This is a genomic window from Wolbachia endosymbiont of Drosophila willistoni, from assembly GCF_040084705.1.
GTDB classification, from domain to species: Bacteria; Pseudomonadota; Alphaproteobacteria; order Rickettsiales; family Anaplasmataceae; genus Wolbachia; species Wolbachia pipientis.
The window spans coordinates 709562-726004 of sequence record NZ_CP157591.1 but is presented as its reverse complement, the minus strand read 5'-3'; the positions used below and the strand labels follow the sequence as shown (position 1 = coordinate 726004).

Below are 16443 nucleotides of genomic sequence, written 5' to 3'. Positions count from 1 at the left end.
CGAATACAATGATAAAAAACCTAACCTTTCTATGTCTAATATTTGTTTTGATAAGTAGCTGCAGTTTTAGCAACAGGTTTAACTGCACTGCAGGTCATTATAAAATTGGCAGCAGCTACACAATAAATGGTATAACTTATTATCCAAAAAACTGTAAACACTATGAAGAGATAGGGATAGCATCGTGGTATGGAATAGAAGATCATGGCACACTTACAGCAAATGGTGAAGCGTTTAACCGTCACTTGATCTCTGCAGCGCATAAGACTTTGCCCTTACCCTGCTTTGTTCTTGTCACTAATTTAGAAAACGGAAGAAAGCTTGTTACAAGGGTTAACGATAGAGGGCCTTTTATTGAAGGCAGAATAATAGACTTATCAGAAAAAGCAGCTCAAGTCTTAGGATTTCATAAATCTGGGCTTGCAAAAGTAAAAGTTCAATACCTAAGAAAGATGTCAGAACAATTGATACAAAATACTCCTCATTACAGAAAGCAATATGAAAAAGAAATGCAGAAACGTCATCCGAAACAAGACAGTGCAGAAAGTAAGGGATATGTTGCATTTTTTAAAAGTGCTCAGGCTGCTAAATCAGCTGCATCAAAGCTTCGCAATCAAGGAATAAAAAATGTTAGATTGCTTTTTAAGAACGATCAATATTGCGTGAAAGTGAGTTATAGGTAGTGGTGAGTGCAGAATTTGAAAGATTTGGTTAATGTAAGGAACGCTGGCTAACTATTGTAAGTTAAAAATGTGATATAAAAAAGATATCAACAATTTATAGCTATACCACCGCGATATCTCTTAGCCGCTAACAAGTAGCGAAATGACAGCAATCCTACGTCATGCCGCCGCTAACCGTCATACCGCGATTCATTCGCGGTATCTCAGCCGCTAACAAGTAGCGGGATGACGAGCTTATCGTCATGCCACCGCTAACCGTCATACCGCGATTCATTCGCGGTATCTCAGCCGCTAACAAGTAGCAGAATGACAGCAATCCTACGTCATACCGTCACGGTATCTCTAGATCCCGCTAACAAGTAGCGGGATACTTGACCTTTACAGGAATGACAGTTGTCGTTTAGCTATAAATGTTAAGAAATTTACCAAATAAAAAAAAAGGCAAAGAAACCCTAGGGTAGCTAGTATTCAAATTCTCCCTTGTCTATTTGACGTCTTTTACTGTCTTAAACACTTTATAAGCGCGTTTCGGCTTGTATAGGTAGAAACCTAAAAGTTTTATAAAGACATGAGGTGCACATAGTGCAAAAAATTAAGCATGATTTACGCCAAATACATTAAGTTTTTTGTCATTAATCCACTGCAGAGATTGCGAAGATAAATAAATAGCTTCAGTTTCATGATAAGAGGGCTGGCGGAGTTTGTCAAGTAAGTTTTTCGTTTCATCCAATGCGCTGCCAAAAGTTTGTTATGCAAGAATGCACTAGCCATTTCTCACAGATTCATTTAAACTTAATCAAGTAGGAGTATTATTAACGCGAAAAGAGTTTAATTAGAGATTTAAGTGATATGGCGCGTGAGGAAGATATAAACCAATTAGTAGAAAATGGATTTGATATTAACTCAAAAGATGCAAGTGGAATCACTCTCTTGCATAAGTTCACAAAAGAAGGCGATTTAGTTGGAGTAAAGTCATTACTAGAGCACGAAGCTGATTTCAATGTCGTAGACAACGAAAATAGAAACCCTCTGCATTACGCCATTATGCATGGACACAAGAAAGTTGCTAAACTTTTTGTTAACCAACTGACAATTAATTCCAAGGATAAAAATGGATTCACTCCACTGCACCTTGCTGCACTACAAGATGACACGGAATTAATAGATTTTTTGATAACAAAAGGCGCAAAAATTAATGAAAAAGATGCCAAAGAGGGCTATACTCCTCTTCATATAGCTTCACTATACGGTTCTAAAAAAAGCGTCCAAATTTTAATTGATAGCGGAGCAAATCTCGAATGTGAAGATAACAATTTTCGTACTCCTTTGTTTTTAACCATTTATCAATGCACCACACATTATGACAGCAGAGCAGAAATTATAGAATATCTGATAAAGAAAGGTGCAAATATAGAAGCCAAAGATGCAGAAAATAACACTACGCTTTTCCTAGCAGCGTATAACAACAAAATGCAAATAGTAAAACTTATTGCAAAAAAACAGCAAGCAAGTAACGATAAAATTAAACTTAAAGAGTTTTTTTGCACAAAAAACAACCATGGTTTTGATGCGTTAGATTGCGCTATTGAGCATAATAATAGAAAAATGGTAACATTTCTTGTTTCAAAGGGAATAGAAGCAAACGATCAAGATTTTAATGGTAACGCTAGGCTGCATAAAGCTAGCCATAATGGTAACACTAAAACAGTTAAGCTCTTATTGAAGCTTAAGGTAAACGTTAATGCTGTTACTAAATGTAACAGAACTCCCTTGCTACTCGCAGTTAAAAAAGGCCATACACAAATTGTGAAAATGTTATTGGAAGTTAGAGCCAATATGAACATTTGTGAGCAACAAGGTTTTGCACCTCTACATCTTGCTGTTCAAAAGGATTATTTTGATATAGCTCAGTTGTTAACAGAAAAAGGTGCAGACCTTAACATTAAGTGCAATAACGGTCATACCGCAATAGATATGTTCATTAGCAAGGCTCATAGCAAAAAAAACATCGAAGAAAATTACAAAAAATTTTGTAGATTTTTGATGCTTTATCTGAAAGAGCTACATAGTAAACACAAAGCCTGTTGTATACTTTCAACCCTAGCTCTAAGCTTAACAATTATAGGCTTACCATTTATTTTCAAGCCTATTATTAAATACAGAGAAAGAAGTACAATATATAAAAAAATTAGGGCTATGCTGGTCTACATTTAAGTACAAGAAGAGTATACAAAAAATACATAGCCAAAGCTAATACACGACAATTATCTGCTCGATGAAAATGAGATTAAATACATTTTTAATATTTTTATAGAAATCTATTAGTATAGATTTTGTATGCTGTTCTAATGGCTATTTTTAAATGCTTAATACTCCTCTTCATTATTTCTTGCACACATCTACCTACCAAGCAATATCCTATTAACATAGACAATTATAAGCACGATTATCCGTTGCAACAATATAACACCTCTTTGGAGATTAATGAACCGGCAATACCAGAAATTATGCCTTTACCAATAGAGTTTCCCGATCTCACAATCAGTAATCAGCTTATTTCTATTAATGTTAGTGAAGAAGTATCAGTAAAGGATTTGCTGATTGAGATAGGAAAACTTTCTGACGTTAACTTGGATATGGACCCAAAAATATCAGGTAATATTATTTTAAAGCTAAAAGATAAGGATATAAACGAAGTAATTCAGAGTATAGCAAATAGCGCCAAACTGCGTTACTCAACAAGTAATGGTGTAATTAGAATTGAGCAGGACTTGCCATACGCACAAAATTATTACGTAGACTTCATCAATATTCAACATTCTGCTCAAAGCAGTTTCGTCATTAATAACAATATTACTAACAGTGATGGAAGTAACGTTGATAGGGACTATAACAATGTTATGAAGTCTCAATACAGTAGTGACTTATGGAATTCATTAGAAAAAGGCTTGAATGCAATAATGGATGTTAACGGGGTGGATGATGGCGAATTCCTTTCATCCAACAGAGAAGCTGGTGTTATTATTTTGAATGCTAGAAAAGATATCCACAAAGCTGTTGAAGAATATATTAATAAGGTTAAGAAGTTAGCGTCTTCTCAAGTAATGATAGAGGCAAAAATAGTTGAAGTTGTGCTAGATGACAAATACCTTTCTGGTATGAACTTAAATGACTTACAAGATGGAACTAAGTCTATAATAAATCAAGATAACTCCATTATTAACCTAGCAATGAACTTTGGTGCAAATGATCTAGGAGATTTAGTAAAAAATTTAGACAAATTTGGCACTTCAACTGTAATTTCAAGCCCCAGAGTACATGCTATAAATAATCAGCAAGCGATGATTTCATTTACTAAAAACCATATTTATTTTACCTCCGATATACAAAAAGATACTAGAAACTCTAATCAGACCTTAATTACCAAGATGAATAGCGTCCCAATAGGTGTTGTGCTAATAATCCACCCAAGCATTAACATTGATACTAGTGAAATATTCATGGATATACATCCAACTTTATCAAGAATTAACGGCTACACTAAAGATCCAGATATAGAGTACGTCGCACAGCAGAGTAAAATGAAATTAAATAGCGACATTCCAATTGTTGAAATCAGAGAAATGAACTCTATGTTAAAAATTAAGAGCGGTGAAATTATGGTAATCGGCGGGCTTATAGAACATAGAGAAGATAAGCAAAGCTTATTGCATCAGAAATCAAAAAGGCTAGCGAATAATATTAGAACAGTAGAAACTGTCATTTTTTTAAAAGCAACAATCGTACCAACATTTGGTTTGTTAGATAGAAAAGATAAGAATTTATATATATATTAAATTATCACTAAAAATTAAATATCAAACCAACTTCAATATTGTGAGTAGATATGTCATCTGCAACAGGTATCGGAACGCTAAAGTAACGATAGCCGAGAAAGGTTTTGATTTCTGGGATTATTGAATAATCAACACCAAGTTTTATTTGATAAGCAAACCAAGGAACATTCAGTGGCATTGAATTTTGGGGTGACCCATTAATCCTTTTTAATCTAAAAACTGTTGGTCCTATACCAAGACCGATGTACGGAGCAAATTGTGTATCCTGAACGCTGGGATTATAATAGAAGTTTAACAAAAACGCAAATATACTTGCTGATTTATCAAATACCGGAGGAGAATTACTATCTTCAATATTGGCTATAGAATACGCGGCTTCAAAATCAATTTTACCATTTTCTCCAGCATAGTAACCTAAAGACATGCTGCTAAACCACTGGAAATCAATTTTACCATCAAATTGCTGTATACTTTTAATTTCATCTGCCACTATATTTTTTATTATAAAACCATAATGACTTTCAACTAAAGTTAGGACTCTTTTTCCTATTTCTTGTATACCCTTTACAAATATTTCTGAATTATCATGGTATACCTTACCACCGTTAGCGCTAACATAAAAATCAAGTTTTTTTGATTTTTCTTTTGTAGGCTCAGCTTGATCTGCAATACGTGACCACATATTTTTCTGATCAGCTACTTGGAAAACAGAAGGTGGACTACTTTCAAGTTCTTGATATTTTATTGGTATTTCTTTTGCAGTAACCTCCTCAGAACGTATCACACTTTTATTATTGTCTGTTTCTAATTTTAAGGGTTGTACTTGCTCAATGTGTGTATCATTACTAATATAAGTAATAAAAAAATAGACACATGAAATGAAAATCAAAAATAAAGTAATAGATATTCTAGTTATCATAAATGAATTCACAATTATCATTTACAGTATAATTACTATATCGTATATTTCTTCAATGTACAAAAATTAAGAAAAAATATTTCCAATTAGATAATTATTTTCCACTCCTTTAACATTAACTTTCACAATACTCTTGGCTTGAGCTTTTGATTCAAGCTTTATTAATGCAAAATTTTCTGCTCTACCGACATTATTTTGCTCAACCAGAACACTTTGCTTAGTGTTGATCAAGGATTGACAAAAACTGCTCATAATTTCTTTATTTACTTCTCTTAAATTTTTTACTCGTTCTTTACGCACATTCTCTGGTACTTGTGGCATTCGTGCAGCAGGTGTATTTTTCCGCTCTGAATATGGAAAAGCATGTAGGTAAACTATATTTGTTTTTTTCAGTAAATCAACTGTATCCTGAAACATTTCATCAGTTTCTGTTGGAAATCCAGCAATAATATCAGCGCCAAATGCTATATTAGGCCTCAAGCTCTTCATTTTATGACAAAATTCTATCACTTGTTCTCTGTTGTGACGACGCTTCATTCTCTTTAGTATTAAATTATTACCAGATTGTAGACTCAAATGTAAATGAGGCATAAGTCTTGACTCATTAGCTATTAAATCCATTAATTCGTCGTCAACTTCAGCAACATCGATAGAGGAAAGTCTTAGCCTCTTCAACTCTGGTATATCCTTTAAAACTCTCCTAATCATTGAACCAAGTGATGGCTTACCCAACAAATCTGTACCAAAGTCAGTAATATCAACCCCTGTAAACACTACTTCTTGATATCCATTTTCTACAAAGATCCTGATTTGCTCTATAATACTGTTTATTGGCACAGATCGATTATTCCCTCTTGCCTCAGTAATTGAACAAAATGTGCAGCTATGATTACAACCATTTTGAATTTCAATAAATGCCCTTGACTTATCTTCAAATCCATTAATTAGAACAGGTTCTACTTGGTTATCACTGACCAAGATTTTATCGTCATTTAGTAAGTAATTTTCAGCTTTTAGCTTATCTTGATTACCGAGCACTTTACTTACACCAGGAATGCTACTGTAAACTTCTGGATCCAACTGAACAGCACAACCAACTACGATAATTTCTTTATTTGGATCATTTTTGTAAATCTTACGTATCTTTTGCTTTACCTGACGTTCTGCTTCGTTTGTCACTGCACAGCTATGCACCACAACAACATTTTCTCTCTTTGCTTTTTTTAATGCTTCTTTGATTAACTCGCTCTCGTAAAAATTTAGACGACAACCAAATGTTATCACTTCATTCATGTTAGTATTTTTTGCTTTAATAGACCTAAATTATATCAAATATCCAAGCAAAGTCTCTTGCATGACTATTTTTTTGTAAATAAATGCTATGCAAGCAGCAGACACTGGGATCTCAACGATTTTCACTCAGACACAGTATCACTCCTTTGCTTATTATAGTCTTTTGACCTTTTTAAGATACAATCCGGATTGGATACTGAGTTGGTGAGTATAAAAGTATAGCTTCTACGTCATACCGTTGCGGTATCTCTTAGCCGCTAACAAGTAGCGGGATGACGATTGTCGGTGAATCTAAGTTACCTTAGCTACATTTCTAGCTGTAACTATAAATGTATGGATTTTTTATCGTGCCATGTTATAATTAACGTCTTGCTAAAAATTAAATATTGATGAATGAACTAAGAAAGTTAAGTATTACACAAATGCATGACGGGCTCAAAAAAAAGAGTTTTTCTGCCGTTGAACTCGTAGAGGCGCACATCAGTGCGGTTGAAAATGAGAAATTAAATGCATTTATAACAAAAACCCCAGAGATAGCAATGAAAGCTGCTAAAGCTGCAGATGAACATTTCTCTAGGCAAAAGGATGATTTAATCTCGCCGCTCATGGGTGTACCAGTTGGCATCAAAGATCTATTCTGTACAAAAGGAATAAAAACAACAGCATGCTCAAAAATGCTGGAAAATTTCGTTCCGACTTACGAATCTACGGTGTCTGACTTGCTTTTAAAAAGTGGAGCAGCCATGCTCGGTAAGCTTAATATGGATGAATTTGCTATGGGTTCTGCGAACACAAATAGCTATTTTGGCCCTGTTGAAAATGTGTGGATTAGAAAAAGCGATGGGGAAAAAGTTGTTCCTGGTGGATCATCTGGTGGATCTGCAGCATCGGTGGCTGGATTTTTATGCGCTGGAGCACTAGGGAGTGACACCGGTGGATCTGTGCGCCAACCAGCAGCTTATTGTGGAGTGGTTGGAATAAAGCCAACTTATGGAAGATGCTCGCGTTTTGGTATGATTGCATTTGCGAGTTCTCTAGATCAAGCAGGAGTCATTACTCGTTCTGTCTCTGATTCAGCATTAATGCTGGAAGCAATCTGTGGCTATGATACAAAAGATTCAATATCAAGCGAAAAGCCAGTGCCTAAATTTTCTAGCTTTATAAATGGTGATGTCAAGGGTAAGCGTATTGGTATACCAAAAGAATATAGGATGGATGGAATTTCAGAGGAAATAGTCCATAATTGGGAGAAAGTTGCTTCCTATTTAAAAGAAAATGGCGCTGAAGTTGTTGACGTTACTCTGCCACATACTAAATATGCAATACCAGTCTATTATTTAATTTGTTCTGCTGAAACTTCATCCAATCTTGCTCGTTATGACGGTGTGCGTTATGGGTTCAGGGTTGATGCTGATACCCTTGAAGAAATGTATTCACTAACAAGAGCAGAAGGTTTCGGTAAAGAGGTGAAAAGAAGGATTTTAATTGGCGCTTATGCGCTTTCCTCAGGTCATTACAATGAATATTACGAAAAAGCACAGTGTATCAGGGCATTAATCAGAAATGATTTTATAAAAGCGTTTGAAAAAATAGATTACATACTTGTGCCATCTGCTCCAACAGAAGCTTTTGGCTTAAATGAAAAGCCAGATCCGCTAATTATGTGCATCAATGATGTGTTTACTGTGCCGGCAAGTCTGGCAGGATTGCCTGCTATTTCTGTTCCTGTTGGGCTCTCCAATGAGGGTTTACCACTTGCCTTGCAAGTGATTGGAAATTATTATGATGAAGCTGGAATATTAAATGTGGCAAGTGTGATAGAGCAAAATTGCGGCAGAATAATTAGACCTCTTGCATAATCTATTTTTTGATAGTAATTTTTGCATTAAAATTTGCTTACGCTCCTCAACGTACTCTATGGTTCCATTTTTAGATGAATAGCAAAAACAGGGTATATTAATCTGTTTACAAAATTTTCGTGTAACAGTTCACACTTAATTAAACAGACTGAATTCTGTAATTTTGGGATGTTGAAAAATTTACCTCACGTTGTCATTCCAGCGCATAACGCTGAAATCCAGATTTATAGAAACGAAAAAACTTGCTTGACGTCTGGTAGAGACTCATGACCTTGAAACCAGCGATTTGGTCTCATAACCATAGTCTCCCCAAAAGAACCGTGCTTGCGGATTTCCCGCACACGGCTCCACAATACAGCGTTCACACTAGTGCTCCTGTGTATAAAGAAACATATACCTTTGGTTTTGGTAATGGATTTACTTTTAAATAGTGTATAAATTGTTCCCAATCCATACTTTTCTTTTGACTACGTCGGTTTATCCACTTAAATGCTAACTTTGTTACCGGTCGATAGAATTGAATCAAACACCGATAATTTCCGCTAACTCCGAAGTAGCTATAGTGTCCTGTTAGTTTGGCTTTAAGTTTCTGCCACCAATCTTTGAGACAGATACGACTTCGTACCATCTTCAACCATTCTTTGATTTCTTTAATCTTTCTGGCTAGGCTTATTTTTGAAGTTTTCTGCTTCATCATAAGTTTACCATTACGACTTTTTCCACAATAATGTGTAAATCCTAGAAAGTTGAAGCTAGCCGTCCTACGTTTCTCTCTTTCTGCTTGATACCATTCTTTCTTACCAAACTTTACTATTTTTGTTTTATTTTCAGCTATTTCCAACCCAAATTTACTTAGTCTTTGTTTCAGTAATTCTAGAAATTCTTTTGCGTCTTCTTCCCTCTCGCAGCCAACTACAAAATCGTCGCAAAACCTTATTAGCTGTAAATATCCTCTGGCTTTTGGCTTAAATTTCTTTTCAAACCATAAGTCCAGCACATAGTGTAAGTATATATTAGCTAATACAGGGCTTACTATACCACCTTGTGGTGTGCCTTGATCGGTTGCTTTATAACATCCAACTTCGACTATTCCTGCCTTTAGAAATCGTTTTATTAACCACAATAAATTTGGGTCAGCTATTCGTTCCCTTAGACAATTCATTAGCCATTTATGTTGAACATTATCAAAGAACTTCTTGATATCCACTTCTACAATATAGTTAATTGGTTTGTGCATAACTGCTTTATCTAGAGCGTTTATTGCCTGATGACAATTTCTTCCTGGTCGAAATCCATACGAGCTGTCCATAAAGTTTGCTTCATAAATATTTTCTAATATCTTCTTTAGCATTACCTGTACCAACTTATCTTCCGTTGATGGTATTCCGAGACCGCGCTTCTCTTTGCTCCCGGCTTTGGGTATGTATACCCTTTTCACTGGTAGCGGTTGATATTGTTTTCTCTTCATACTATCCACTAGTGTTTTAAGTTTCTCTTCTAGATTTTCTCCATAAGCTTCCATTGTCACACGATCTATACCACAAGCCTTGTTGCGTTTTAGTTCCTTATAACACTCTGCAAGATTCTCTTCATTAATCAAATGAACTAATGATGTAAATTTTACTCGCTTATCTTTTAGCCCTTACTGCTATCTGGTTTAGTTTTCCTTGCATACTCCTCTAATCTCTGTTGTATTGGTATAGCAATCCCTATACCAGTCACTATATTGCTAACCGCTTCCCCTTGTATGTGGCTTTCCCACACTCCGAGTACTATCAGTTAGTCCGACTTCCTTTGCATCTTCCTCCAGTCCTCGCCTTTATTGACTTGTTCCAGAGTACCCTTACAGGAATACAAAGGATCTCCCAAGTTCACGTAAGGTCCATCTCAACACATGACGCGGCCTTCGATCCCGATGAGGTGAGTAATATCTTGCCTTAGCGTTATTACCCATGTTGCCTTCCACCAAATGTAAAGTGTCAGCCCCCATGACGCGTGAATTACGGGACTCAATACCTTCACTTTCGTTGCACCCTATGTTGTCCATTCCATTAGCTTTACTACGCTCGTTACCTTACGCAGCATAATGGTTTGTTCCAGGTTGCCGGCTAAGCTTTACCCGTGTTGGATTTTCACCAACTGTTCCTTACGCACTTCTTGGCGCACACATTTTGCCAACCCCCTTATTATGATGTGTAGTACAATGATACAAATTAAGAATTCCCCCATCCTGTGCTGGTTCTTCGATCTGAAATCCTACTTCTACCTGATCACAACCAATGTTAATTTGTCCGATTAATGCTTTAATAATGCCGCGCTTAGTTTGCCAATCTAGCTGTTCCAGGTTCGATTTTACACTAGAATAAAAATTCTTTATGCTATTTATAATAAGACTTATTCCTTTTTCTACTGCCTTCTGATCAACTACCTTTTTTTTCTCTTCTTCTATCCCTTGTAAGCGTTCTTTCATTTTTCTCATTGTCTGTTTAAATTCTTCCTCGCTTATATATCCTTTCTCTCCTGCATTTTCTTGACTATAATAATCTTCCATTAATTTTTCGATACCTTCTTTTATTTGATTTTCTCTTCTTGCAAACTTTTTCTCTGATGATTCATCATTTTTATTTTCTAATACTCTACGTTGGTATTCCTTTTTTATCATCTCTGGGTTTTTTAGTACATCTTTCACCTTTTCCCATACTGACCTTACCCAGAAAAAGTGGAGAGAAAGAAAGGAGTTTTTTCGGGTAAAATAAAATTTTGGAGGATTAGAAATGGCAAGAGAATGTACGGCAGAATTCAAATTGGAAGCTGTTAAGCTGGCAAATGAACAAAGAAAGGTAGGTCAACCAGTTGCAAAAGTAGCAAGAGATCTAGGAATAAGGGATAGTGTATTAGGAAAATGGATGAAGAAATATAACGAAAAAAAGTCAGCGGCAAATGCATTTCCAGGTAGAGGTAACATGGCTCCTTACGACAAAGAGAGGTTTGATTTACAAAGAGAGTTAGCAAGAGTAACAAGGGAAAGAGACATTTAAAAAAAAGCCCTGGCCAGTCAAAAAGAGTAAAATATTTTTTCATAAAAGAGCATAGTAAACACTATAAAGTGCAGGAATTATGTAGGGTTTTCTGCTAGTGGCTACTATAAGTGGACTACAAGGAAAATAAGCAGTAGAGAATCAGCAAATAAAGAGTTATTAGCAGATATTCAAAAAATATATCAAGCTTCTAAATGTAGATATGGAGCTCCTAAAATTCATGCTGAATTGAAGGCTTTGGGTAAAAGTTGCAACTTAAAAACAGTGCAAAGTATTATGCAGAAAAATGGTATTCAGGCTATATTGAGAAGAAAATTTAAAATTAAGAAACAACAAACGGACAGTAGCTCCCAATATATTAGACCAAAACTTTATTGTCGATCAACCAAATAAAGTATGGGATTACTTATATAAAAACCAAAGAAGGATGGCTATATTTGGCAACAATAATCGATCTATATTCACGCATGGTAGTTAATGAGCAGTTCAATAAATAAACAATTGGTTATGGACTCTTTATTAATGGCCGTTAACAAGCGTAAACCTGCCAAAAATCTACTATTACATAGTGATCAAGGTTCACAATATACTTCGCAAGGTTATCAATATCTCTTATCCATAAAAAACATAGATGAGTTATAAAGGTTGTTGTTACGACAATTCTGTTGTGGAAAGCTTCTTCAGTTCTCTAAAAAGGGAGTTACCAATAGACACCTCTCGGCACTCTAAACAGCATATCAAAACTGCTATATTTGAATATATAGAAATTTTTTATAACAAACAACGTCACTATTAACTATTGCATTCCTGAGCATTTTGATTCATCATTCTCTTTGTGAAAAACATTCCAAACTTTCTCTCCACTTTTTCTGGGTAAGGTCAGTTTCCATTTGGTTCAAACTCGGATACAATTTCCCCAGAGCTGGGTAATCTCATACCAGAACCATCTGCTGCAATAAGTCTATAGCCTCTCCAACTCAGGTTCATCCTGATAGGCTGTTTGGATGCTTAAATTCTTGAAAGCCTGTATGGCAAATCTTATATCTTGCTTTAGAAAAAGCTTGCTTTGAGGGTACATGTCAATGGCTCCATAAGTTCACATTCTATTCCCAAACTTTTTTTAACTAACTTTAAAATCATAGAAAATACTGTCGAAAAAGGAAGTTTTCTTGTTCGTGTAAAACTCAACACAATGGATTTTCTGAAAAGTTTTCGAGTATATTATATTTTTAATTTGTAGAATAAGGTTTTTTCCTTTTTGCATATTTCACCTAAAAAGGACACATTTTAGACTTCTTTGTTGAAATAAAACAGAAACAAAAGTGCTGTCCCTTGCACTCTTTGGATAATTTAATGATAAAAAATTTGGAGAGAAATTTTATACACTATCGCTGATATTTTTCCTTAAGTTGACGCCATTGCCTGAACGGATACATGACAAATCTATCGTTTATCAAATCGTCGGTAAGCCTAAAGCTATAGCCATTAAGCACGATAAAGAAAATCATTCATAATCGCTATAGCAACTAGTGTAGACACTTGACGTTCCTTGTGATTTGATAAATAGAGGTTTTTATCTGACTTCACAACAAGGGCTTCTGGATGACTTTGAAAGTGAACATTACCATGCTTATCTTCAATAGCCTCTATTACCCCCTCACTGGAAAATGCTGCAACTTTATATCCAAGTGACTCCAATTTTCTTCTATTTTCTGGTGTATTACTTACTGCTCCTGAATGAGCATCTGGAAAATATGTTGAAAACCAGCCATTTTCATTAGGTATTAGGAATTTGGCTACTACTTCTGCTAAACGACTATTTGGAACGATCTTTATCTGCTGGAGAGGTAGATCCTCTTTCTGTGGATTAGGTGCTGATTTTAAATGAGATCTTCGTTTCTCTTCATCACTCACAACACTCACTACTTCAATTCCCTTTGCATTCATTATGCCTTCACATATGCCAAGTAAATGAATTGCAGGGTTATCATCCACTATTTTTACAATTGCTTCAGTAACAAGCTGGCGACAAGGAGTGGGTGCTGAGTGTAAATTATCCGGAATAAATATTCTATTTATTTTGTGCTCTTTAACAAACTTTGCAACTTCAACTTTTATTCGGTCTAATGTTAGCTTCTTTGCCAATGTTTCATCTTGTTTTGCAAAGATAAGCGACTTTTCTTGGATTTCTTTTAAGTTAATTATTTTATTGTAGTCAATGAGTACGGTTTTAACTCCAAAGTTATTAAACATCTCGTAGATATTTTGAGATAGCCCAAGCTCATGTGCTTCTTCCGTTTTCAACAAACCAACAACTATGTCATTATTTACTGTATTTTCTGCCGTCAAGACAGTTGACGCTGGTTCTTCTTTTCTGGTTACATGTTGAGATGCCGGTTTTTCACTAACGCCAGCATAAGTAATATTGCTTAATAATAGAACTATAATTAATAAGATATTAAATAGTTTATTATAATATTTATATACTATGACTTGCCTCCCTAATATTTATATTACGATATAGAGTATTTTATAACAAAAAGGCAAGTTTGCCAAGAAAGAGAAGGTGGCCTGAGCAGGAATCGAACCAGCGACACAAGGATTTTCAGTCCTTTGCTCTACCAACTGAGCTATCAGGCCAACTGTATACTTTTATTTTTAGATAAAAAATGTTATTATGTCTATCAAAAGTTTTTAAAGTAGTTTATAAAAATAAAGGATGAACATTAATGACAAAATAGGAATCTACCCTGGCACATTTGACCCTATAACTTTTGGGCATCTTGACATAATCAAAAGAGCGTGTAAACTAGTCGATAAATTAATAATAGGAGTTGCAGAAAACGTTAATAAGCATACTGCCTTTGACACAAAGCTACGCACAAGCATGGCTGAAAATGAAATCAAAGGGCTAGGAATTGATGCAGATGTTATATCTTTTAATGGGTTGCTAGTGAAGTTTGCCAAAGAGCAGAATGCTTCTGTTATTATTAGGGGATTAAGAGCAGTATCGGATTTTGATTACGAGTTTCAAATGAGCTGGGTAAATTATAAACTTCTTCCTGAAATCGAAACCATATTTCTTCCTGCTTCTGAAGATACTCAATTTATCTCATCAAGCTTTGTAAAGGAAATAGCAAGATTAGGAGAAGATGTTAGCAAATTTGTATCAAAAGGTGTTCAAAACGAATTGATTAACCTGAATAGGATAAAAAATGGAGAATAGTGCTTGTTGTTTTTTATTTCTGAATGGGTATATTCAATATATAAAATGTTATAAGCTAAAGGAGCAGCATGTCAAAAGTGAGGGTTAATAATAGAAAAGTTTGTTGTCATGGTGATGAGAATGATGAGGGTTCCGGCCATCCATTAATATATTTAGATATGGGAGAAGAAGAGGAAATAGCCTGCCCTTATTGTGAAAAGACGTTTGTCCATGACTGCACTGTAGAAGCGGTTGGGGAGCTGACTAGGGATGAGCTCTAATGGCACTTCTGCAGACTTAGCTTATGTAAATAGCAATAAGAGGGGCAGTAAAAATGAAACTGTCCATACGGTCGAGCACTCCCCCATGGCCAGGTATCATATTTCCACTATCTTTAACACCGTAAGCTCTTTTAACAAGCGACTCAGTGAAATCGCCAAGTTGCGCTAGAATAGCAATTGCAAGGCCAATGATTGGAGAATAAAAAATTGAAAATAGACCAAAAAATATTGATCCAAAAATTGTGCACACTACTCCAGCTAAAATCGCACCAAGAAGTCCTGCCCAAGTTTTTCCAGGGCTAATAATTGGGCAAATTTTAGCTCCACCAAAATTCTTGCCAAACAGGTAGGCAGTAACGTCAATTCCCCAAATGGTTAAGACGAACCATACTAATGCGTATTTTCCCTGTGGTAGATTATATAAATATATTAATGAGGCGCTTGGTAGTGCAATCAATAATAATGCAAAAACGTATAAAATTTTGTTTCCCTGGGTTAGATTATACCATTCAAAAGAAGATAAAACTGCTATCGAAAAAATCAATAGGTAAAACGATAAATCACTGAAATATGTAGCAAAGGAAAATATGAATAATATTACTATTGAGGACAACATTCTAATTATAAAATTATTATCTACCATATTTTTTCTCTCTTTTTGTATAATCTTCTAATGCTTTACTCAAATCTTGACAAGAAAAATCAGGCCATAAAGTATCACAAAAATACAATTCAGCATAAGCTGCTTGCCATAATAAAAAGTTGCTTAACCTTTTTTCGCCGCCAGTGCGAATTAATAAATCCAATTTTGGCAAATCTTTAGTATACAGAAATTTTTCAAATTCCTCTTCTGATACATAAGCAATATTTTCTTTTATAATATTGCTTATAGCTTGTGTAATTTCTTGCTTTGCTCCGTAACTGACTGCCACAGTGAGTAATAAACCATCGTTCTTATGTGTCATTTCTTCTGCTTTTTTAATTTGATCCAATATTTTACTGGGTAACAGACTTAAATTGCCAATAAAATTCAACTTAATGTTACAATTGTAAATGAAATTGACTTTATCTTCATTAGTTAAAACGGAGTAAAATAAATCAAATAGACAGTCAGTTTCGTTTTTAGGTCTAAGCCAATTCTCCATAGAGAATGCATACAAAGTTAAGTAGGGTATAGTTAAGTCCGTACAATACTTGGCAATATCGTATGCAACTTCACTGCCCTTTTTATAACCATCAATTTTTACCCTTCCTTGATTGTTCGCCCATCTACCATTACCATCCATAATAATTGCTAAATGTTTCGGTAAAGATTCTTGATTCAACATT

18 protein-coding genes, 1 tRNA gene and 1 pseudogene are annotated in these 16443 nt (G+C 35.0%); 10 read left to right on the top strand and 10 right to left on the bottom strand.

The features are described 5' to 3' along the window. Positions 1-8 precede the first annotated feature (8 nt). The 3 genes from ABL518_RS03730 (at position 9) to ABL518_RS03720 (ending at position 4519) form a co-directional block, all read left to right on the top strand. Positions 9-683 carry a septal ring lytic transglycosylase RlpA family protein gene (locus tag ABL518_RS03730; protein ID WP_010082236.1) on the top strand — a complete coding sequence of 225 codons (675 nt, stop codon included), beginning with the start codon at positions 9-11 and terminating at the stop codon, positions 681-683. An 849-nt stretch (positions 684-1532) separates the two neighbouring features. Beyond that, positions 1533-2897 carry an ankyrin repeat domain-containing protein gene (locus ABL518_RS03725; RefSeq protein WP_010082235.1) on the top strand — a complete coding sequence of 455 codons (1365 nt, stop codon included), beginning with the start codon at positions 1533-1535 and terminating at the stop codon, positions 2895-2897. A gap of 134 nt (positions 2898-3031) precedes the next feature. Continuing rightward, positions 3032-4519, top strand: coding sequence for a type II secretion system protein GspD (locus tag ABL518_RS03720; RefSeq protein ID WP_015588942.1), 1488 nt, complete (start codon positions 3032-3034; stop codon positions 4517-4519). Between the two features lie 7 nt (positions 4520-4526). On the opposite strand, the gene ABL518_RS03715 is transcribed toward ABL518_RS03720, so the two are convergent. Continuing rightward, positions 4527-5438: an outer membrane protein gene (locus tag ABL518_RS03715; protein WP_070357048.1), complete on the bottom strand. Its 912-nt coding sequence runs from the start codon at positions 5436-5438 to the stop codon at positions 4527-4529. Between the two features lie 66 nt (positions 5439-5504). Further along, positions 5505-6731 carry a tRNA (N(6)-L-threonylcarbamoyladenosine(37)-C(2))-methylthiotransferase MtaB gene (gene mtaB, locus ABL518_RS03710; RefSeq protein ID WP_010082135.1) on the bottom strand — a complete coding sequence of 409 codons (1227 nt, stop codon included), beginning with the start codon at positions 6729-6731 and terminating at the stop codon, positions 5505-5507. 389 nt (positions 6732-7120) lie between these two features. On the opposite strand from mtaB, the gene gatA reads away from it, so the two are divergent. Continuing rightward, positions 7121-8590, top strand: a complete 1470-nt coding sequence (gene gatA, locus ABL518_RS03705; protein ID WP_010962643.1) for an Asp-tRNA(Asn)/Glu-tRNA(Gln) amidotransferase subunit GatA — start codon at positions 7121-7123, stop codon at positions 8588-8590. Positions 8591-8951: 361 nt separating this feature from the next. Here the strand turns inward: gatA and ltrA are convergent, their stop codons facing one another. The 3 genes from ltrA to ABL518_RS03690 all read right to left on the bottom strand — a co-directional run bounded on the left by ltrA (position 8952) and on the right by ABL518_RS03690 (position 11279). After that, on the bottom strand, positions 8952-10190 hold the full coding sequence (gene ltrA, locus ABL518_RS03700; RefSeq protein WP_010082264.1) for a group II intron reverse transcriptase/maturase: 1239 nt from the start codon (positions 10188-10190) through the stop codon (positions 8952-8954). Between the two features lie 35 nt (positions 10191-10225). Beyond that, entirely contained in the window at positions 10226-10354 is a 129-nt protein-coding gene (locus ABL518_RS03695; RefSeq protein WP_255324786.1) for a hypothetical protein, read from the bottom strand. 382 nt (positions 10355-10736) lie between these two features. Next, a complete protein-coding gene (locus ABL518_RS03690; protein WP_245994758.1) occupies positions 10737-11279 on the bottom strand; it encodes a hypothetical protein in 543 nt (180 codons plus the stop codon). Positions 11280-11364: 85 nt separating this feature from the next. Between ABL518_RS03690 and ABL518_RS03685 the strand changes: the two genes are divergently transcribed. The 4 genes from ABL518_RS03685 to ABL518_RS03680 all read left to right on the top strand — a co-directional run bounded on the left by ABL518_RS03685 (position 11365) and on the right by ABL518_RS03680 (position 12424). Beyond that, positions 11365-11628, top strand: a complete 264-nt coding sequence (locus ABL518_RS03685) for a transposase (protein ID WP_010081854.1) — start codon at positions 11365-11367, stop codon at positions 11626-11628. A gap of 51 nt (positions 11629-11679) precedes the next feature. Continuing rightward, positions 11680-12021, top strand: a complete 342-nt coding sequence (locus ABL518_RS06585; protein WP_095866567.1) for an IS3 family transposase — start codon at positions 11680-11682, stop codon at positions 12019-12021. 84 nt (positions 12022-12105) lie between these two features. Then, the gene (locus tag ABL518_RS06580) at positions 12106-12270 is read left to right on the top strand and encodes a DDE-type integrase/transposase/recombinase (RefSeq protein WP_156768648.1); all 165 of its coding nucleotides are present in this window, start codon (positions 12106-12108) and stop codon (positions 12268-12270) included. After that, complete coding sequence (locus ABL518_RS03680) at positions 12260-12424, top strand: IS3 family transposase (protein ID WP_080717620.1); 165 nt, start codon at positions 12260-12262, stop codon at positions 12422-12424. Before ABL518_RS06580 ends, ABL518_RS03680 begins: the two co-directional genes overlap by 11 nt. 89 nt (positions 12425-12513) lie before the next feature. Here ABL518_RS03680 and ABL518_RS03675 read toward each other — a convergent pair. The 3 genes and pseudogenes from ABL518_RS03675 to ABL518_RS03665 form a co-directional block, all read right to left on the bottom strand. Beyond that, a pseudogene (locus ABL518_RS03675) lies at positions 12514-12892 on the bottom strand (IS4 family transposase); the annotation flags it as partial. 221 nt (positions 12893-13113) lie between these two features. After that, entirely contained in the window at positions 13114-13977 is an 864-nt protein-coding gene (locus ABL518_RS03670) for a gamma-glutamyl-gamma-aminobutyrate hydrolase family protein (protein WP_022626263.1), read from the bottom strand. 218 nt (positions 13978-14195) lie between these two features. After that, a tRNA-Phe gene (locus ABL518_RS03665) sits at positions 14196-14268 on the bottom strand. A gap of 79 nt (positions 14269-14347) precedes the next feature. Here ABL518_RS03665 and coaD point away from each other — a divergent pair. Then, positions 14348-14854 carry a pantetheine-phosphate adenylyltransferase gene (gene coaD / locus ABL518_RS03660; RefSeq protein ID WP_006279325.1) on the top strand — a complete coding sequence of 169 codons (507 nt, stop codon included), beginning with the start codon at positions 14348-14350 and terminating at the stop codon, positions 14852-14854. Positions 14855-14922: 68 nt separating this feature from the next. Next, positions 14923-15114: a zinc-finger domain-containing protein gene (locus tag ABL518_RS03655; protein WP_006279326.1), complete on the top strand. Its 192-nt coding sequence runs from the start codon at positions 14923-14925 to the stop codon at positions 15112-15114. Positions 15115-15130: 16 nt separating this feature from the next. Here the strand turns inward: ABL518_RS03655 and ABL518_RS03650 are convergent, their stop codons facing one another. Together ABL518_RS03650 and uppS are read right to left on the bottom strand one after the other, a co-directional pair. Then, entirely contained in the window at positions 15131-15757 is a 627-nt protein-coding gene (locus ABL518_RS03650; RefSeq protein ID WP_010082212.1) for a phosphatidate cytidylyltransferase, read from the bottom strand. After that, the gene (gene uppS, locus ABL518_RS03645; RefSeq protein WP_006279327.1) at positions 15747-16442 is read right to left on the bottom strand and encodes a polyprenyl diphosphate synthase; all 696 of its coding nucleotides are present in this window, start codon (positions 16440-16442) and stop codon (positions 15747-15749) included. The genes ABL518_RS03650 and uppS overlap by 11 nt, the downstream gene beginning before the upstream one ends. Between the last annotated feature and the right edge of the window lies 1 nt (position 16443).